Below are 18,940 nucleotides of genomic sequence, written 5' to 3' on the forward strand. Positions count from 1 at the left end.
AAAAACCTTTGCGAATGTAAGTTATTCTTTTATTATTGTATATATGAAGGGGAAAAAAGTACGTAAACGAGGCTTGCCGGTAGGATGGTATCCTGATGTGGAACGTGAAGTGCTCAAACGTATCACGGATTGGGAAGCGACTGATACCGAGTCACACCTTGATAAGGCATTTGCTTCTATTATACCTCATGCCGGGTGGACATTTTCCGGAGCTCTTGCCTGGAAAGGCATACGTTTATTGAACGAGGATGCTGAGTCCGTTATTGTTGTTGGTGGGCATCTTTTCGCTGGATCTGGGATCTTGATGGCCCTTGAAGATGCGTTTGATACACCTCTCGGCCTTATCCCGGCAGATATCGGTTTCCGTGATCTTCTGCTCGAGGAGCTTTCGGGAAAGGTATCTGTTCGTGAAGATACAGAGACCGATAACAGTGTTGAGATTCACTTACCGTTGATAAAGTATCATTTCCCTAAGGCTAAGCTGATTTGGTTGCGAGTAGGTTCGGGTGATGAGTCCCTCGTTTTGGGGGAGTGTGCGGCTCGGCTTGCGATGGATGAGGGGGGGGCAACCGTTATGATCGGCTCTACCGATTTGACACATTACGGTCCCGACTATCATTTTATGCCTGCCGGAACAGGAGGAGAGGCCTATCGGTGGGTAGAAGCCAATGATGCCGAAATGATAGAAACAATGGTAAGAATGGAAGAGAGCGAGGTCCTTAGGCGGGGGAAAGAGGATCGTTCTGCCTGCTCCTCAGGTGCCGCTGCAGCCGTGATTCGATTTGCTCGTATGATCGGAGCGATGAAAAGTGAGAGGCTTGCCTACTATAATTCATATAAGCTCTACCGTGCCCCCTCCTTCGTCGGATATGGTTCCGTTGCCTATGGAAGGTAGGAGTCTATAACCTCGATTGTCCATGCTTTTGCTTTGTTGAGGATTCTTGCACCAGGAAGAGTCGTTCTGCTTTGCGGTTCTTCTTTTCGAATAGCGGCACATGCAGGGAAAAGGGTGAAGCTCAGCTCTCTCTGTGAGAGTGAAAGATGCGCCATATGTGCGGTAAATGATACATCGGCCTTTGGAAGGGTCGCGACACGGTCACGATACTCACGAAGAAAATCGTTCCATGAACCATTGCTCTTTCCTGCTGAAAAAAAGGTTCCAACAATGTTGTTTTCCCGGCGATGCCTGACAGAGGATGGGATATCGATCGGCAAGCCCTCTCCTGCGTGATGGATCAGTTTACTTCCTATTTTACCGGAAAGTAAGGCCAGACGGTTGCGATAACTCACCATAGGTCTGGTGGTATATCTGATTTTTTTACCCACATATTCTTTTGTCAACGTTTCGTTACGAAAAATAAATTCGATAAATTGATGTTCGGCAGGAAGGATCCTTTCCGATTGCGAGTGGAAGAAAGGATAGAGGTAGGTGCCCCTGGCATAGCTTTTTCCCTCCGGGTAAGAAAAATCGGCTCCGTAGATATGGATCTCTTCGGCACCGAGGCTGTTTGCCAGAGAGACTGCTGCATGGCTTACATTTCCCCCCGATGTATCGATGACGGGGAAACGACGCCAATGGGCGTTGAGATACTGGCTAAAGGGATGACCGCTTGTAAAAAAGAAGGGTCGATCAGAAAGCCTTGAGAGAAAAATGGGTGAGGCGAGATCAAGTACAAGAGGAATTTCTCTTGGAAAGCCCTTAAGAAAATGATGATAGGTGATATGCTGGCAATCGATGGAAATGACGAGATCGGGATGGATATCCTCCTGAAGGAGCGCTGGTAGCGAGGTGTCTGTGGCGATTAATGTATCATCGCGGCCTCTCTGCTTTAACAGGGGAATCGCCTTTTCAAGGCTGGGCCCGGCCCCCGTTATGTGGGCTTTCCGTATCGGCGGGATTGTCGTGATTGCATGACCTGCCGCATCAAGATTCCGTACCGAGTTGGTAAACCATCGCTTACCAAAGTAGGATTGGACCGAGTAATCTTCAGAAAGTGATTCTATCGTTCCTGCGACTACAGAAGCAACCGTGTCGAAGAAGGGTTTTGCCGTTTTTGTTCTGCTACGGAGGGGGAGCACTCGAAGGTCTCCGGAGACGGCTGGAAGATAGGATTCCAGAAGTGTTTGTTCCACCTCGGCCTTGTCAGGCTCCACCAACCACTGTACCCGAGGGTCGAGGATGAGTTCCTTCAAATCAAATTCCGAAGCAATCGATTTTAGAAATGAAAGGCTTTCTTCTATGATAAGAATTCCCGAAATATCGTCCCTGCGGAGGTACGGAGTAATATGATACCCTCCTGCAAATCCGAGGAAAAGCAGGAATCCGCCCGCTGGCTGATATTCGTAAAAGCGTTCACCCTCCCGAATGGGATCGACTTTGGAATGAAGGGGAAGCTGTGCCCCTTCATGAAACAAAAGGGGAACCTTGGCACCTCTCTTTGATCGTATGAAGCTAAGGTTCGGCGTAGAGGTCGCCGTCCCAAGTGCGATGGAAAGTTTGGGAGCAACGGAGCTGAAAGCAAACATATTTCGTTCAAGGATGGTGCTTTTTGACATGTTCGATCATCTCCTCGATAGGCTCTATTGCTTTTCTGATACGCGCTTTTGAGACATCATGCAGATCACAGTCGATCATGGTAAAAAGGTTGATAAGTCGGTGTTCTTCAATACTTCGCTTGCTCGGTGCTAAGGAAAGGAGTGTACGGAGTTCTTGATCCTGAAGCTGTTTCATCGTATTGAGTCTATTTTGAAAATTGTTCAAAACTGTTGTTCTGATAATATCTAAATCAATGGTCTTGGTTTTATACACAATACTGCGCTGGCCGGATACTTCATGTGCGAGGAACCGCTCCAGAAACGTAATCTCTTTATCTCCCGGAAGGGAAATTGAGCAGGATGATGTAATCCGGCTGATGCCCTTGACGTCTGTTCGATTGGAAAAAAAACGAGCATAGAGGGAAAGAGCGTTTGAACTTTTTCTTAGGCCGGATCCTGAAAATCCCTGTTCAAGCGAACGGATGAATCGCCTGTGCAGTTCAGGTTCGTAGCGATAGGTTCCCGAGGTGATACGTGAATCAAAGGTGTGCGGCTTGACATGAAAACGGAGATCAGATGCGGCAAGGTCCAGGCCGGCAAAAAAGATGGGTCCTGTAGCAATCTGATTCAGAAGATCAAAGGCATTTGCAGCAACGGTTCCACGGGCAGGCAGGTGAATGAGCGATGGACTTTCGATGGCAAAAGGGGAATCTTCTTCGATAAACATCCCATGTACATATCTCTCGTTTTTTTCCTGTCTCTGATGAAAAGGGGCTGATGTCAAAGAAGAGAAAAGAATCGGTTTTTGCTTTTCTTCATGCAAGTGGGATAGGTTATGAAGATGAAGCGTGGCCCAGTACCCAGCATCGGCATGCATAATAAGATCTGGAGAAAGGCCTGCTTCATGAAGTGCTTTCAGACTTGAAGGAAGTGCACAAAGAAAGTAAAAATCCCTATACCGGGCGAGCAAGGGAAAAAATTCCGACAAACCGGGCCCCGATGCAGCCACAATCGTTGGACCATGTATCGAGGTTATCATGTGTAAGGGCCCTTGCATATAGTCGAAGGCTAAGTGGGCAAGGCCGTTTTTTAGCCATCGACGAGCAAAAACACGACTGGTAGTATAATTTGCCGAAAGAAGATCCGCTCGCTCTGTTATGACTCGAATGACTTCCTTACTCCACCCTGGATAGGCTCTGAGTACCGGATTCCAGTGAAGAACGCGTAAATCTTGGACAGCATGATCGGGAATACAATCGTCAAGAAACAACTGTAGCGTGGCAAGATTTTTATCCTCCCACCGATACACTCCTTTTTGTATCATCTCATCGAGAGAAAAGCTTGACTGAACTAATCCTCGTTCCGGTGAAAGAGAAATGATATGCGCTTGCGGAAATTTCTCATGTATCGCAGTAGCGAGGTAAGCAAAAAGATCGCCAATAATGATTATCCAGGAAAAAAGAGAACACGGAGCGAGCCGTTCGGCAAACTGGTAAGCTTCGCGGAGGGGATCATATTTTGAGTGGATCAAATAGTTCTCGATTTGAGCCGTTAACGCACCATTTTTGGAACGAAAAAGCCGAAGGGCACTCTGATTCATTTCTATTTTTGATCGATCTCAGGAAAAAGTTCCCTCACTGAAAGGCCGTCGTCCGGCAACTGAGCCGTTGAAAAAGGCAGCGGAGGAACTTCACGCAACGGACCGAAACGAGAACGAAGGGCTATCGTTGCCTGGTGAATGACAGTTCCCAACCTTTGCTGCGCGATCGATGGCATAAGAACCAGTATATGTGCTTCAGCAAGCTCCATTACTTGGCTGTCTGGAAAAGACTCTGTAAGTTGACCTCTGGTAAAAGTCACTCCACGGTGAAGCAACGCAAATGGATCGGCGTTTTCATTACGTTCCTTCAAAAATTCTAGGAGTTGTGAGCACTCAATTAAAGCCACAGAAACGGATTCGTGCTTTTCCGTTAAAGCGGTAACGATGTCGTTTGCCTCTTCGTGACTATGAATATGTTCTTCACCATCGGAAAAAAAGAAGCTTGAATCCTCTATCCCTTTGAGAAAATGCGAGGGAAAGGAGGGCGGAACCGTAAAGAGATAATCATCGCCCTCTGTTATAAGGATTAAAGCAAACAGCGCTGCTTTTACACGCCCGGGAATAAGCAATATCCGGTCCAACATCGAAAATTCCCGTATAGAAAAGTAAGGCCGAAATTGCGTAAGTTGTGATGTCCTGTATACCTGAGGCCTCTCAAGGTCGTAGTCGTGAAGAGGAAAACGAAGTCGGCGAATTGTTGTCACATCGTAGCCACAAGATGCGACATGTACCAATGAGGTCGTGTCCTGGTCAAGAAGGAGAAGCGCCCCCTTCTCAACCCTGAAACTTTCGATGAAACGATCAAACAAAGGAGCCGGCGCGTCAATGGTTTTCGGAACGGCCTGTACCGAATTGTTAAACGAAGAATCTGCCTTTTTAAAGAAAACTTCTCGTTTTTTCAATTCGGCAGCGGATAAGAGCCCGCCACCGAATTGCGAATTTCTATCGGTCATGCGTTTAAGCCGAGCTCGTTGAAGAGCCGTTTATATACCTCAAAATGTTCGGAGTTTGCAAACTCCTCAATCTTTTCTTCCGGAAGACTCTCAAGAAGGTGATCCATGTAACTAAGTACCGATTTTATCTCTTCTTTTAGTTGAGAGGACATCTCGTCGACCTCTCCAGACTCCTGCATCTCCGGCAACTCGATATCGATGGGTACAGTTTCCGACGGCTCTGCAGCAATCGGTTCTTCTCCTTCTTCTTCCTGCTCTTCCATAGGAAGAATATCATCCTGGTCGATAAGAAGTTCTTCAGTTTCAGGGACTTCAGTCTCAATCTCTTCCAGGTTTATCTCTTCGGGCAGCTCTTCGACAGACAGTTCCTCTGGGGATTCGCTTGAATCTTCAGAGGGAGAAAGATCGGATGACTCTTCTTCGACCGCATCTTCCTGCAAGGGTTCTATTTCCGCTTCAAGGTCGAGAGGTTCCAGTTCGGGAACCTCTGTAGGGACCTCTGCCTCTTCAAGCGGCTCTTCTATCTCTTCAAGAAATTCTTCCGGTGCAACTTCGGACTCAAGGGATTCAAGTTCGATCTCCGGCTCAAGTTCAACTTCGGGTTCAAGCGGTTCTTCGGGTTCCGGAAGGTCGAAGTCGGTCAAGTCGTCGATGTCGCTTTCCAGGTCCCCGAGATCAAGTTCCTCTTCAGAGGTTTCAAAGTCGCTGAGGTCGAGCTCTTCGATCTCGGGAAGATCGTCGAACTGATCGAGTTCAGTCTCGCTCTCATCGGCCTCGGAAGCTTCGGTTTCGGGCTCTGCTTCCGGAAGTTCGATCTCGGCTTCTGAGGTTTCCTCCTCAGCTTCAGCTTCAATCTCTTCCAGGTTTATCTCTTCGGGCAGCTCCTCGACAGGCAGTACCTCTGGGGATTCGCTTGAATCTTCAGAGGGAGAAAGATCGGATGACTCTTCTTCGAACGTTTCTTCCTGCAGGGGTTCGATTTCCGCTTCAAGGTCGAGGGGGTCCAGTTCGAGTTCGGGAACCTCTGTAGCGACCTCTGCCTCTTCAAGCGGCTCTTCTATCTCTTCAAGAAATTCTTCCGGTGCAACTTCGGACTCAAGGGATTCAAGTTCGATCTCCGGCTCAAGCTCAACTTCGGTTTCAAGCGGTTCTTCGGGTTCCGGAAGGTCGAAGTCGGTCAAGTCGTCGATGTCGCTTTCCAGGTCCCCGAGATCAAGTTCCTCTTCGGAGGTTTCAAAGTCGCTGAGGTCGAGCTCTTCGATCTCGGGAAGATCGTCGAACTGATCGAGTTCAGTCTCGCTCTCATCGGCCTCGGAAGCTTCGGTTTCGGGCTCTGCTTCCGGAATTTCGATCTCAGTTTCTGAGGTTTCCTCCTCAGCTTCAGTCTCAATCTCTTCCAGGTTTATCTCTTCGGGCAGCTCTTCGACAGACAGTTCCTCTGGGGATTCGCTTGAATCTTCAGAGGGAGAAAGATCGGATGACTCTTCTTCGACCGCATCTTCCTGCAAGGGTTCTATTTCCGCTTCAAGGTCGAGAGGTTCCAGTTCGGGAACCTCTGTAGGGACCGCTGCCTCTTCAAGTGGTTCTTCTATCTCTTCAAGAAATTCTTCCGGTGCAACTTCGGACTCAAGGGATTCAAGTTCGATCTCTGACTCAAGTTCAACTTCAGATTCGACCGGTTCTTCGGGTTCAAGCGGTTCTTCGGGTTCCGGAAGGTCGAAGTCGGTCAAGTCGTCGATGTCGCTTTCCAGGTCCCCGAGATCAAGTTCCTCTTCGGAGGTTTCAAAGTCGCTGAGGTCGAGCTCTTCGATCTCGGGAAGATCGTCGAACTGATCGAGTTCAGTCTCGCTATCATCGGCCTCGGAAGCTTCGGTTTCGGGCTCTGCTTCCGGAAGTTCGATTTCGGCTTCTGAAGTTTCTTCCTCAGCTTCAGTCTCAATCTCTTCCAGGTTTATCTCTTCGGGAAGCTCCTCGACAGACAGTTCCTCTGGGGATTCGCTTGAATCTTCAGAGGCGGAAAGATCGGATGACTCTTCTTCAAGAGCTTCGGAGGGGCCCATTTCTTCGGTTACATCGGCGGTGTTGAGGATATTATCCAGTTCATCACCGGTGAGGGCTATGGTTTCGTCTTCATCATCCTCAAAGAACCCAGCGACCTCATCTTTTTCTGCCTTCGCCGGAGTCTCCTCATCTTGCGTTTCAGAAGGAGAGGGCTGGTCGACCTCTTCGTGTTCTTTCTTGCGAAGAACCGAAAGTTCTTTTCGGAGGCTCGTAAGTTCATCTTTGATACTGAGTAGTTCTTGTTCTATTTTGGAGAGAACTGCACCTTCCGCAAGAGGTGCCTCTTTTTCCCCTTTTAGGTCTATCCCGAAATCATCTTCAAAGGCGCTTATATCATCAAATTCGGTGAGATCATCGATACTTTCATCTTCTTCTTTTGCATCGGAGGTGGGTATTTCTATCTCCTCAAGTTCTGGAAGTTCTTCTCCATAATCTTTCTGATCCAATTCGCCAATGTTCATTTCTTCGATTTCGGTCTCAAAGTCCTCATCGATGAGATTGAGGTCCTCCTCATCAGATTGCTGAGGCATTGTCTCTTCTGAGTCCGAAAGAATTGCTTCGGCTTCCATATCAAGCTGATCGAGATCGATATCTTCAATATCGCTATCAATTGCCTCATTTGAAGATGATGCTGAATCGATCGTAAAGGTATCGTCATTCAAATCATCTATTGCATTGGTGAAAATTTCTTCATCGGCATCAAGCGTCTCATCGAAGTCAAGATCAAGGTCGAAGACCTCTTCATCGGATGATATGTTGTCGCTTGTCCCTCTTTCTTTCTCATCTCGTTCCTTATCAAGATCGCCTAAAAGCGCCTCTTCCTCTTCCGAGATATTTGATAGGGAAGTTTCCTGAGGGATGTCGAGGTCTTCAAGCTCGAAGTTTTCGTCTTCCGATTCTTCCAGAGGGATTTCTTCCGGGGCTGTCTTTACCCAAACACCGTACTGCTCAAGTTCGAGTTCGTCGTCGATGTTATCAAAATTGTTTTTTTGATCGCTTGCCATTGCTCGCTCCTGATTCCTATTCCACACTATTTCCTCTATCGGAAGAAAGCTGCGCTTACATGAACCTATTTTGAAGATTAACAGATCAAAAAGAAAATAACAATGTGAAAATCACCTCATAAGCATAACTCTACCTGCCGTTAATGAGTATATGAAGCGTGTATGGTCGTTTTTACTTGGCGTATATGTGGCTGGGATGGCCTATGGTGGCTTGACTCTTATTTGGGGGCCAAAGGGGTATCTACAGTATCAGCATTTGCTTGCATATAAGGTTAAGTTGGAAGCAAATGTGAACCAGCTTGAGGATTATCATAGTGATTTGGCTCTACATGCAAAATCACTTGCATCTGATAGAAAGGCGGTAATGCTTGCAGCCAGAGAGTTGGGGTATTATCAGGCTGATGAAGGACGGATTGTGCTTGAAAATGGATATAAACCGACCTCGTCTGGTAGCTTTGCGGTAGGAGCCTTTATCAAGCCCTACGAGAGTGAAAAATCTCCCATTTTTGTTCTTAAGCTTGTTGCTATTTTTATGGGAGCCATTGCCACATTGGTGACTTGGAATCTTTTTACTTCGGAAGGGAAAAAAAGATGACGCGGCGGATATCGAAGGATGATCCCAATCTTTTAGATGTCCTGACCGAGGTCCTGTTTCGAGGTGAACCGGTCATCATGCCCTGCGATACTATGTATGGTATTGTCGGAATAGTACCCGCAAGTGAAAAAAAGATCAGAGCTTTAAAGGACCGGTTGGAGACAAATCCCTTTTTACAGCTGATAAACTTTTCTCTGCTTCCCCGTGTGGTTCGAGGGAAGGTTCCAGCGCGATTAATGCGATATTGGCCGGGAGCCCTGACCCTTATCCTCGATGCCGTTGAGGGCGGTACGGTAGGGGTACGAATACCGGATGACGAGCTTCTTCAACGTTGCATCGAAAGGGTTGGTATGCCATTATACTCAACAAGTGTAAACAAAAGTGGACAACCTAATATTAATGCTATTGAAGAAATTGTGGCATTATTTGGGAGTCGGGTAGAGTTGATTGTCGATGCAGGAATCATGGGGCAAGGACAGGCCTCTACTATAATTAATGCAAGAAGTGAGCCCTATGTTCTTCTAAGACAGGGGGCGGTGTGTGTAGATGGTATAAAAAACCAGACAACCTAATAGTTGTTGTCTGGTTTTTCTTTTCCGCTTTTGCTTACCTGGTGATTTTTCTTGCTTCCACGTAAAAACGCTTCTCATGGGCCTCTCCCATTGAAAAGGTTTTTCTAGGAAGTGCGCCGTCGAGAATAACGGTTTTAAAGAAATCCCCCTTATCCAGGGCCGGAAGAAGAATGCCACAGTTACCAGGTTTCCTCCCCAGTTTGATCGTTACATCTTCACCGTGTATGTAATCAACCGAGGATTCCTTGTGTGCGGAAAGGTAGGAATCCATAACGGCTTGTACCGTACCCGCAGCAATGGTCGAATTCGAATCCTGTACCTCAATGACGCCGATTTGCTCTTCATCAACATAGCCAATTCGCTGAATTTCATCCTTGGTCTTAATGCTTTCCATGATTGCATCGACAGAGTCAAGTTTCTTAAAATTGACCGCTCCCACGCTCGAGAAGGTCTTAAGAAATTCTTTCGTATCTATATCAAAGAGTACCCGGTGAATCGGTTCGAAAATGAGGCCTTCATCATAGATGTTTTCCACCTCAACCAAAGCCCAGCGGGCCGGATGATTCATAATATCGGAATCAGAAGTCTTGTTTGCTTTTATCTCTTCCCAGACAGCCTTTGCCGTTGCTAAACTGTGGTTGCCGTCTCCCATAGCAAAGAGGAGAACATCTTTGCTTCCGTAGCGCTTTTCGAAGCTCTTTGGATCGGCAAGCTTTGTTAGTGCATCGGCGATGGATTCCATACGACTCTGATCAATTTTATATCCTGTAAGATGGCCGCCCTCTTTCATGAGATCGAAGTCGTAGATTTTCTGGAGGCGATCAAGTTGGGCAGTAAGCGGTTCGATAACGGTTTTATCGGGGTCGTCGATGAGAACCATGATATGCGGCAACTCGAGAGGTGCACCTATTCGAATTTTCTTTCTGGGGGGAATTCGTTCTATGATCGTTCCTTCCGTCGCCCGTATCAGGGTTGTGGAATCTTTGGAATAGTCATACGCTTCAAGATCGAGAGCCACCATGAGTCCCCAGCGGCGGGGGCTGGTTCCTGTTTCCCGTTTGACTAGAAAAAAGGAGGGTTCATGTTCGGTAAGCACGCCGTCCGCAAGGTAGGCTTTCATAGCGTTCTGAATATTTTTGATTCGCTCCTGCGCATCGTTGTCTTCCAGGTAGCACTCAGGAAAAATCAGCTTAAAGGTCGACGGTACAGTGTCGGTTATATGGGCAACGTCTTCCCAATATTCCGGCTCGGACGTGTATTGGTCGCAGGCAACAACGGCCCATTTGGACATGTCGATGTCCGAATTCGGCATAACAATGGCAGGGGCGGCGACCCCCACTGCGGCAAGTTTGTCTTTGAAAGCCATGGCTTACTCCTTCATCAATTTACTGGCATATTATCTACGAAAAGGAAAAAAAACAAGCATAAAACTGTTGATTATGCCAGAGTAAGGAATTTTGATGTATGAAACGCGCTTTTTTATTTATTGGTGGCGAAGGACCGATCGGTGATACTCTTCCCGAATTCCCCACTTCTTCGGATATGGTGATTGCCGCCGACTCGGGAATTGACTTGGCCGTCGCTTACGGCGTTAGCGTGGATTATGCCGTTGGTGATTTTGATTCGATAAAGAATAAATCTCTGCTTGATACGCTTGAAGATGGACATGTTATCATCTACGATCGAGATAAGGATATGACCGACACGGAGATAGCCGTCTCCCATGCCCGGAATCTTGGCTGTGATGAATTGATTGTTATCGGCGGAGGCGGGGGCCGTGTCGACCATCTCCTCGCCCTTTTTGCCCTTTTTGATCGAGATTGGACTCCTAAAAGATGGTATGCCTCTTTTGGATCGGTCTTTTTGATAGAGAAAGAGAACTCTTTCTCCTTGCCTGTCGGGACTACGGTCAGTTGTTTTCCCGTCGGAAAGCAGGCGTGTTCCCCCTGGAGCCGTGGGCTCAAATGGGAACTTGATACCTTATTCTGGCAGAGGGGCAGTTTCGGTATAAGTAACGAGGTCAAAGAATCTTGTTTTCAAATAGGTGTCCACAGCGGTAGAATGATTTTCATTATTCCTGTTGATGAATAATGATGAAGGGAGAAAAGCTTGGCAGGTCAAGTGGGGAAAGATGGAGATCGGCGTTCTGTCTTTTTTGAGTTAAGCAGATCGCTTTCTTCGACCGAAAGAGATGAGCTTCTCAATTCGATCAATAAAAGCTTGAAGATGAACAGTCCAAGGGGCAGTGAGCCTTCCTCTTCGTCGGATACGGACGAGCTGAATCTTCGCTTGATGCAGGAGTTCAAGCGGATCTCGCTTTGGGAACGCTTCATGCTTTGGCTGAAAAAGCATCTGACAGGGAAGGGGTACGAGGCCCTTATGCTGGAGATGAAGCTTGATCGACTAAAGCGTACCATTCGAAAGAATAATCAAAGTCTTACGGGTTTTGAAACCAGGGATCTCAAGCCGGGATTCGCTCAGGAGCTTTGGCCCCTTTACGAAGACTCTTTACTGCTCTATTCCTGTTTTGATAAGCTGTTTGGTAAAAGTGGTCTGTTCCGTGATGTTATGATTTCGCTTTTTCAGAATGAATTAAAAGAGTCGATTAAATCTCCTGAACAGGTATATTCCAGAGAAGAGATGATTGAGGTGTTTCGCCGGGAAGGAAGCGACGAGGCTGTCAGGCGAAAAGGAGCCGAGCTTCTGGATGAAGAACTTGAGCAGGTAATCGATAAACAGCTGCTCAAGAGGCTGGAATCAGCCGTTGCTCCCATCCTCGCCGCCGACCGGCTTGTAAGATTTCCCTTTAAACGCATGTTCGGGGCATTCGGGGTTGTCGGCGTAGATCCCATGGATATGTATCAGGCGACCGGTAATATTCCTACCTTCCGTAATGCTACCGCCGTTACCATGCTTGACCAGCTTGAACAACTTTTTCATGGTCTCTACTTCCTGTCGATTACGGTGGAAAGCGATCCTCTGACACTCAATGTTGCCGATATCGTTCTGTCTGTTTGTAGAAAGCGTAATGTGCGAGAAGAAGAGAGCGAGGCTTTTCTTTCACATTTCAAGCATCTGGTGGAAACCGCAGAAAGCTTTCTGGATGCCTCTTCTCTCCCCGAGCTGATCCGCTTTTTTCGACGTGATCCCTACTACAAGATACGTATCGTTCAGGAAAAAATGGACCTCAAGGCCTTTTTTCGTACCACACGAAAAATTATCATGCGGGAATATATTGAGGAAGAGCTCCCCGGAGTTCGTGATGAAGCAACGGATCGCAATATTCGGGAAATTTTTGCAGAAGGTGACGTAGAACGCTTGAAGAATTATCGTACCTATCAATCAATTGCCTACGATGAATTGGCCCTGCCCATGTTTTTGTTTCAGCGATCTCTCGCTCTTTTGTATGCCTTTTGCACAAAGAACTATCGCAATGATATCCAGGAAACGGTTCAGATCCTTGACAGGGGGCTCTATGCTCTCAATCGTGTTGAACGTGATCGTTTATTGATGCATGCTAGTGCAATCGAGGATGTGGAAGAGGAAATACGCAAGCTCGACCATTCCCTTTCCAGCGAGGAAAGCGATGGAAAACTCTTCCAGCGCCTTCGGTTTTCCATGGGAGGGGATCAGGGTCAGTCCCGGATGTTTCGGTCACTGGTTCAGCAGAAGGATAGCGAAGCGGCATCCATTGTTCGTCGGGGATGTGAGGCCGTAGAGGGGTTGAAGCGGATATTCGAGGATACGCTGAAGATCAGAAATGAATCGGGAACACAGGCCCTTAACCAGCACTATTTTATCAAGGGGACTCCGGTGGCCTTACGATCGATTCTTGATCGTAATATTGCCACCCTGCGGCGTTTTTCCTTTGTTATGCAGCAAATCAAGCGAATGGAGTCGTAAGCTCGGAAAGTACCTTTTTTAGCCGTTCACAACTTACCTTTGGGCTTTCCACAAGTACTCTCTTGCCTGCCAGTAAATCGGCAATTCCTGTTTCCCTTGGATAACGGGGAATGATGTGACGATGGATGTGGTCGATGGATGCTCCGGCCGTAAGCCCCATGTTGTAGCCGATATTATAGCCGGATGGGGCGTAAACTGCATCCAGAAGGTTTAGACAGCTTCTTGTAATCCTATCCAGTTTTGCTTCCTGCTTACCTGTGAGTTCCCTGATGTCGGTAAGATGTCTTCGGGGAAAAATAAAAAGGTGCCCGGGATTGTATGGATAAAGATTTACACTAACAAGGAAGTCTTCATCTTCCCAGATACAAAGATTGACAACATCGTCACGTTTTTCGACGATTGAGCAGAGGATGCAGCCTGGATATTTTTTCCCTTTAACGTATTTCATTTTTTCAAAATTAAAAAAGTATTCCATGGGTTTTTATTCACTCGTTCGGAGTTTCCGAAAGAAGATCTTCAATCGAAATAAGGTTTGGATCTTCCGCCCGGCTGAGTACCAACTTGAGTAAGCCTGGATAGGTGCTCAAGAGTCTTCCATACTCCTCGAGAACAGTGAGACGCTCCTTACGCGACACACTCCATAGGCGTTCTTTTGAAAGGGCCTCTCGTTCCGCCGCCTCGGTGGTGGATAGCCGGTCAAAATAAAGCTTCTTAGCCGTTTCGTAGAGTTCCTTGTCGGGCATGTGCCATGAAAGCAACGATATATTGGAGAATTCAAGTTCGGGGAAGGATGAAGAAAGGTTTTCGTCAATACCCATCTGATCAGGGTGCTGTGCAAGATAAGCAGATGCCGCATTAAGCACTTTAGCCTCTCTCGCTGCATACCAATCGTTTAGAGTTTCCGGTGTTAACCCCTCGTCTTTGACAAGATGAGGAAGCTCTTCAGGCCGTATCCGATAGGAAAGAGAGAGTTTAATGGTATAGTTGAAGGAGACCTCGTCTGGAAGGATCCCAGCATAGAGTTTTCCGGATGGAAGCGTTCCCGATGATTCGATACTCCTACTTCGAGGCGTAAGATCGAAGAGGTGAAGCTTCATGTTTCTAGGTATGAGCCGTTCCGCTTCCCAGTAGAATACCCCCGGTTTGTATACGCTAGGGGCATAGCCGCTGGTTTTGGTAAAGAGAACGGCATAGTGGTTTTCGGGAATCAAGTTTTGAATCCAGCCAAAATAGAACACGACCCCGCCGACAATAAGCAGGAGAATAAAAACAGCAAGGATTTTTTTCATGTGGAAGCTCCTTCGTCAAACATCAAGGGTATTTGCATAAGCTGGGTGACGACTGCATCGGGCCGAATCGTACGGCATTCCGGGACCTCTCGTCGTAACCTGAGACTTCGCTTATCTCCGGCAAACAATATCGTTTTGCAGCCGCACTGCGATGCGGCAAGGATATCGTTTCTTATATCGTTACCGACATACACTACCTCTTCTGGACGAATATGATACACAGTTTCAAGTCTTTCCAAGACCGGGCGAAACATATTCGCCGAGGGCTTTGCAACATGATGCTCGTATGAGTAGAAAAGAAGTTCAGAGGCGAATCCGAGATCGGTTTCGTCACTACCGAAGAGCGCCTTGAAAGAGAGCGGGGTATAAAATTGCGCATTAGAGACAAGCCCCATCGGCATAGTACGGCGTGTGAGAATATCAAAAAGATCCAGGGCCCCGGGCATCGGCCATATCTTGTTTGTCGAAAGTTCATAACGGAGGGCCACAATAGAAAATGATGCCTCATCGGCAGTCCCTTTGAGTCTGCCTTCCTCCTTGAGCCTGTCGATTACTCGTTCCCATATACGGCGTATATCTACTTCGGGGACATCGATCCCGGCCAACCTCCGCATATTGTGTTCGCGTAGAATTTCCTCAAGATACAGTTCGAAGACTCTTTCCGGCGTTTTGTCACCGGAAAGCAGAAAACCGCTCTTGATCAGTGCCTCTGCCGCGGCCATAGCCCGCCAGGGTTTGTCGCCGTCGGTATCTGATGCCTGAGAGATATCTCCACTGGCACTAATAAAAAGGGTACCGTAGATATCAAAAAGGCAAGCCCTGATCCCGGTCATTGGGGTGAGAGTCGGCCGAAGATCCGTAGAAATTGGCTCAAGAGGAGAAAGTTCCTCTCGTATAATGGAAATCAGTACATCACGAAACACAAACACATTGTACGATGGAACTTGTTTCATTCGCAACTGCAATTGTGCTACTATTAGCCTATGAAGAGCATCTCCGGAAAGAAACCTTTAGGCCTCTCTCAGTCACTGATCAGGTTAATCGACTCCTTCAGGATATGGCTTTTCCATATGATACTTATACTTCTTTTCTTTTTCGTGGCTGGTTCGATTCAGGAGCTTTCCGACGACAATCTCTTTCTTTTACTCGAGTGTATTCGCATTGCCGCCTATTTTTATATCGTCTTTACCCTGATCTATCAGAGTATGCTTTTCTTTGTGCGCCCCCGTCGATTTTTCTCACGGATTCGCTCTCTATTCGGGTTGCTTATCGTTCTGCTTATCTATGTTGGCGAAAGCTATCTCCTGGCCTGGTTAGGCGGAATTTGAGTATGAAAGGGGTTGCTGTTCGAAATCCCTCGGAAATTGCACGATTGCGCCTTGCTTCGAGAATCGTGGGAGAGATTCTCAGCGCTTTGGAGCCCATTATGGTCCCGGGCATAAGTACGGGAAAGATTTCGCTCTTCTGTGAGAAGCATTTGAGACGCCTAAGCGCTCAATCGGCTTCTTCCCTACTTGGTTTTCCAGGAACGGTCTGTACGTCGGTAAATGCAGTCGCCGTACACGGCATTCCTGGTGATCGGATTTTACAGGCGGGGGATATCGTGACAGTCGACCTTTCTCTTGAAATCGGCGGCTGGTTTGGTGATGGGGCCGTCACCTTCGGCATTGGAAAGGTATCTCCTGAGGTTGGGCGTCTTTTGCGGGTTGCAAAAAAGGCAACTATCGCTGGAATAACCGCGACACGTCCCGGGATAGATAGTCTTGAGATTGGAAGGGCCGTGGAACGCTATGTCGATGCAATGGGCATGTCCGTCATTGCCGACTGTCTGGGCCATGGTATCGGCCGTAGCCTTCACGAACCTCCCGTTATCCCCTTTTGCAGCTATAAAGGAAAGGGCTTCCGTCTTGAAGAAGGGATGGTATTTACGATTGAACCTGTGGTCACTCTTGCCGCCTCTGGTTTGGTAGAAGCGGGAGACGGCTGGAGCAAGCTCACCTCCACAGGCCTTCCTGCTGCTCAGTGGGAGCATACCGTTCTCGTGACCCAAAGCGGCTGCGAGGTCTTGACGGTAGGGTAACAGTCTTTTCCTTTACAGTTTTTGTTTGACTTATCCGTTCCTCTCTATTTCGCTCTTTCTTTTCGAAAAAGAGGGAATCTCTCCTGATATCGTTTTCAATCAAATCATTTATGCAAACAATGATCTGAGCATTTTAAAGGGTGTCGCTTTTGAGGGATAAAGCGGACAGGTGGCTTTGGGTTAGGCCTTTATCTTGTCAGAAAAATAGTTATTGCACACGACGGGTTTGTCGAACTGGAAAGTGGGGTGGGTAGGGGGACGCTGGTTCGCATTAGCATGCCGCAGATAAGCCGTTGATAAGCGAAATTGACAAAGAGGGAGAAATTCTCTAAAGGGAGATATCAGAAACATCGGTAAGGAGGATGACTTGTCTATCGAATGAAAAGCCATTGTGGATTACATAAAGGCAGGATCTTTGGCGATTTTGGCAGGTTCGATTTATGCCGTTGCCATCAAATTTTTCATTCTTCCTTCAGAGCTATATGCACTATTTCAATCTGCTTTGATTATCTTCTCGTTTCTAAGGATTGGCTGGATATTTAGTACAAAGACAATGCAATCGTCGTAAACACACGAATTTAGACCGTTATCTATATTTTGTTGGGGCGTTTACCGTAAATGCAATATACAAACGGTACAAGTATTCCAATGTTATGATAAATTCGGATGCTCCTGAGAAGGTCGTAGGTATAATCAAGTATTATTCGGAGATTGATGGAATAAAGGGGCGCTTTACCTATTCAAAAATACGATAAAAAATCCTATGCTATTGCTATAAAGCCGAAGAGGGGATAGCGTATAAGCGATTGAGAAAGAGGCTTTTGTCATGAAGATAGTGCTTTTCATTTTACTTGCATTTGTTATAACTACTTCTTTTTCCTGTAGCGTCTTCAAGGAAGAAGAAGATGATTCGAACATACTATTAATGTCTATGGGGGAAGTATCGCCGGAAAAAGGCTTGGATTCTGTACCTCAGATTCCATCCGCCGCTTTTATCGGGACGATGGGACAACACTTTCCACTTATCCCGGCCTTTCCCTATTTTTAACAGGTGTAACCGGGCAGTATGCCTTTAATGACAAAAACTTTTCGAGTCGTGCAGCTATGCATTAACAAAAAACAGTTGAAATTTATGATGGTATCCTCCATTCCGTTTTTGGTCAAAGCCTTAGAATTGCCCCTTTTATTTTGCCTTTCTCCAAAAATATGATACTATTTTAATAAGGTATTTGCTTATTGTTTGCTACCTTAGCAACAATTGATCGCAATAAGGAGTAACGATTTGACTGCTATACCAAGAATTTACGTTATCGGATCCGGTTCCATGGGAATGCCTCTTGCGGCATTTTTATCCGCAAATGATATACAGGTGATCGCTGTCCGCACGAGTGTAGAGGGTGTCTCGCCGACTATCGAGAGCGTTACAGTCGAATTACCGGCCGGAAAATCCCTTCAGGCGAACGTCAAAATGGTTTCATTATCTGAGATCGAGTGCGTCGACGAAGGGATTCTTCTCCTCACTGCGAAGGCCACAGCAAATAAATATATTGCTGATTCATTGAGAACAAAATTTTCAAAGCTCCCAATAGTCGTGATGCAAAACGGAATTGGCGTAGAACAAGTATATATCGATGCGGGTTTCCCGAAAATTTATCGTTGTGTCCTATATGCAACAGGCCAAACCATACAAAAGCATCATTACCGATTTCGCGAAGTTTCAGAGTCTCCGATAGGTATCGTAAAAGGGGATCCAGGGGAAGCACAGGCTATTATCGATCAAATCTCAACACCGACCTTTCGCTTTCGTTACGTCGAAAGCATTGAAAGAGAGGCTTGGAAAAAGGCAATTATAAATGCGGCATTTAATTCGATCTGCCCACTAATCAATGTTGATAACGGTATTTTCCACCGAGATAAGCACGTCGCAATGATTGCCGAAACAATCATTGACGAAGCGAGCTCGGTTGCTGCAAAAATCGGAATTCGATTTCAGAAAAGAGAATTGCTCGATCAATTACTGCTCATCAGTCAGCGTTCCGATGGACAACTCATTTCAACACTTCAGGATATCAACAATGGGCGAGAGACCGAAATAGAGTTCCTAAATTTGGAGATTGCACGAATCGGAAATGGAATGTCTCCTCCGATCGACCCACGAGTCACACGGATTTTAGGAGAGATGATTTTAGCAAAATCTAAAAGCACTATTTGAAAGGTATGTCATGAAGAAAATGACCTGCAGGCAAAAAGCAAGTATTTTGCCTGCAAAATGACATAAGCATCACCAGGATTCCGAACACTATAAAACTTTTACATATATTACAAAGAACTTCATATTTCCTTCATCT

Annotated in this window: 17 protein-coding genes; 9 read left to right on the forward strand and 8 right to left on the reverse strand. The window is 46.7% G+C overall.

The features are described from left to right. Window positions 1–43: 43 nt before the first annotated feature. Window positions 44–895: an AmmeMemoRadiSam system protein B gene (amrB, locus tag SPIRS_RS09775; RefSeq protein WP_013254522.1), complete on the forward strand. Its 852-nt coding sequence runs from the start codon at window positions 44–46 to the stop codon at window positions 893–895. On the opposite strand, the gene SPIRS_RS09780 is transcribed toward amrB, so the two are convergent. The 4 genes from SPIRS_RS09780 to SPIRS_RS09795 are packed head-to-tail and all read right to left on the reverse strand — an operon-like array spanning window position 883 to window position 8,153. Beyond that, the gene (locus SPIRS_RS09780) at window positions 883–2,556 is read right to left on the reverse strand and encodes a motility associated factor glycosyltransferase family protein (RefSeq protein WP_013254523.1); all 1,674 of its coding nucleotides are present in this window, start codon (window positions 2,554–2,556) and stop codon (window positions 883–885) included. The two genes, amrB and SPIRS_RS09780, sit on opposite strands and share 13 nt — an antisense overlap. After that, window positions 2,534–4,135, reverse strand: coding sequence for a motility associated factor glycosyltransferase family protein (locus SPIRS_RS09785; protein WP_013254524.1), 1,602 nt, complete (start codon window positions 4,133–4,135; stop codon window positions 2,534–2,536). The genes SPIRS_RS09780 and SPIRS_RS09785 overlap by 23 nt, the downstream gene beginning before the upstream one ends. A gap of 2 nt (window positions 4,136–4,137) precedes the next feature. Next, on the reverse strand, window positions 4,138–5,088 hold the full coding sequence (locus SPIRS_RS09790) for a hypothetical protein (protein WP_013254525.1): 951 nt from the start codon (window positions 5,086–5,088) through the stop codon (window positions 4,138–4,140). Beyond that, complete coding sequence (locus SPIRS_RS09795) at window positions 5,085–8,153, reverse strand: midas domain-containing protein (RefSeq protein ID WP_013254526.1); 3,069 nt, start codon at window positions 8,151–8,153, stop codon at window positions 5,085–5,087. The genes SPIRS_RS09790 and SPIRS_RS09795 overlap by 4 nt, the downstream gene beginning before the upstream one ends. A gap of 151 nt (window positions 8,154–8,304) precedes the next feature. On the opposite strand from SPIRS_RS09795, the gene SPIRS_RS09800 reads away from it, so the two are divergent. Both SPIRS_RS09800 and SPIRS_RS09805 read left to right on the forward strand, forming a co-directional pair. After that, window positions 8,305–8,748: a septum formation initiator family protein gene (locus SPIRS_RS09800; RefSeq protein ID WP_013254527.1), complete on the forward strand. Its 444-nt coding sequence runs from the start codon at window positions 8,305–8,307 to the stop codon at window positions 8,746–8,748. After that, window positions 8,745–9,320, forward strand: coding sequence for an L-threonylcarbamoyladenylate synthase (locus SPIRS_RS09805; RefSeq protein WP_013254528.1), 576 nt, complete (start codon window positions 8,745–8,747; stop codon window positions 9,318–9,320). The genes SPIRS_RS09800 and SPIRS_RS09805 overlap by 4 nt, the downstream gene beginning before the upstream one ends. 34 nt (window positions 9,321–9,354) lie before the next feature. Here SPIRS_RS09805 and SPIRS_RS09810 read toward each other — a convergent pair whose 3' ends face one another. Further along, window positions 9,355–10,686 carry a DUF1015 domain-containing protein gene (locus SPIRS_RS09810; RefSeq protein ID WP_013254529.1) on the reverse strand — a complete coding sequence of 444 codons (1,332 nt, stop codon included), beginning with the start codon at window positions 10,684–10,686 and terminating at the stop codon, window positions 9,355–9,357. 98 nt (window positions 10,687–10,784) lie between these two features. Between SPIRS_RS09810 and SPIRS_RS09815 the strand changes: the two genes are divergently transcribed. Continuing rightward, window positions 10,785–11,411 carry a thiamine diphosphokinase gene (locus SPIRS_RS09815; RefSeq protein ID WP_013254530.1) on the forward strand — a complete coding sequence of 209 codons (627 nt, stop codon included), beginning with the start codon at window positions 10,785–10,787 and terminating at the stop codon, window positions 11,409–11,411. An 18-nt stretch (window positions 11,412–11,429) separates the two neighbouring features. After that, complete coding sequence (locus tag SPIRS_RS09820) at window positions 11,430–13,223, forward strand: DUF5312 family protein (protein WP_013254531.1); 1,794 nt, start codon at window positions 11,430–11,432, stop codon at window positions 13,221–13,223. On the opposite strand, the gene SPIRS_RS09825 is transcribed toward SPIRS_RS09820, so the two are convergent. The 3 genes from SPIRS_RS09825 to SPIRS_RS09835 are packed head-to-tail and all read right to left on the reverse strand — an operon-like array spanning window position 13,204 to window position 15,465. Continuing rightward, complete coding sequence (locus SPIRS_RS09825; RefSeq protein ID WP_245537751.1) at window positions 13,204–13,671, reverse strand: HIT family protein; 468 nt, start codon at window positions 13,669–13,671, stop codon at window positions 13,204–13,206. The genes SPIRS_RS09820 and SPIRS_RS09825 overlap by 20 nt on opposite strands. Window positions 13,672–13,708: 37 nt before the next feature. Beyond that, on the reverse strand, window positions 13,709–14,512 hold the full coding sequence (locus tag SPIRS_RS09830; protein WP_013254533.1) for a hypothetical protein: 804 nt from the start codon (window positions 14,510–14,512) through the stop codon (window positions 13,709–13,711). After that, the gene (locus SPIRS_RS09835) at window positions 14,509–15,465 is read right to left on the reverse strand and encodes an HAD family hydrolase (protein ID WP_013254534.1); all 957 of its coding nucleotides are present in this window, start codon (window positions 15,463–15,465) and stop codon (window positions 14,509–14,511) included. The genes SPIRS_RS09830 and SPIRS_RS09835 overlap by 4 nt, the downstream gene beginning before the upstream one ends. A gap of 117 nt (window positions 15,466–15,582) precedes the next feature. Here SPIRS_RS09835 and SPIRS_RS09840 point away from each other — a divergent pair, with 117 nt between their 5' ends. The 4 genes from SPIRS_RS09840 to SPIRS_RS09855 all read left to right on the forward strand — a co-directional run bounded on the left by SPIRS_RS09840 (window position 15,583) and on the right by SPIRS_RS09855 (window position 18,804). Beyond that, window positions 15,583–15,840 carry a hypothetical protein gene (locus SPIRS_RS09840; RefSeq protein WP_013254535.1) on the forward strand — a complete coding sequence of 86 codons (258 nt, stop codon included), beginning with the start codon at window positions 15,583–15,585 and terminating at the stop codon, window positions 15,838–15,840. Between the two features lie 2 nt (window positions 15,841–15,842). Beyond that, window positions 15,843–16,592, forward strand: coding sequence for a type I methionyl aminopeptidase (gene map / locus SPIRS_RS09845; RefSeq protein ID WP_013254536.1), 750 nt, complete (start codon window positions 15,843–15,845; stop codon window positions 16,590–16,592). 156 nt (window positions 16,593–16,748) lie between these two features. Next, window positions 16,749–16,889: an ATP-binding protein gene (locus SPIRS_RS22880; RefSeq protein WP_148224165.1), complete on the forward strand. Its 141-nt coding sequence runs from the start codon at window positions 16,749–16,751 to the stop codon at window positions 16,887–16,889. 985 nt (window positions 16,890–17,874) lie between these two features. Further along, on the forward strand, window positions 17,875–18,804 hold the full coding sequence (locus SPIRS_RS09855; RefSeq protein WP_013254538.1) for a ketopantoate reductase family protein: 930 nt from the start codon (window positions 17,875–17,877) through the stop codon (window positions 18,802–18,804). The last annotated feature ends 136 nt before the right edge of the window (window positions 18,805–18,940 follow it).

Source organism: Sediminispirochaeta smaragdinae DSM 11293 (assembly GCF_000143985.1).
GTDB lineage: Bacteria > Spirochaetota > Spirochaetia > DSM-16054 > Sediminispirochaetaceae > Sediminispirochaeta > Sediminispirochaeta smaragdinae.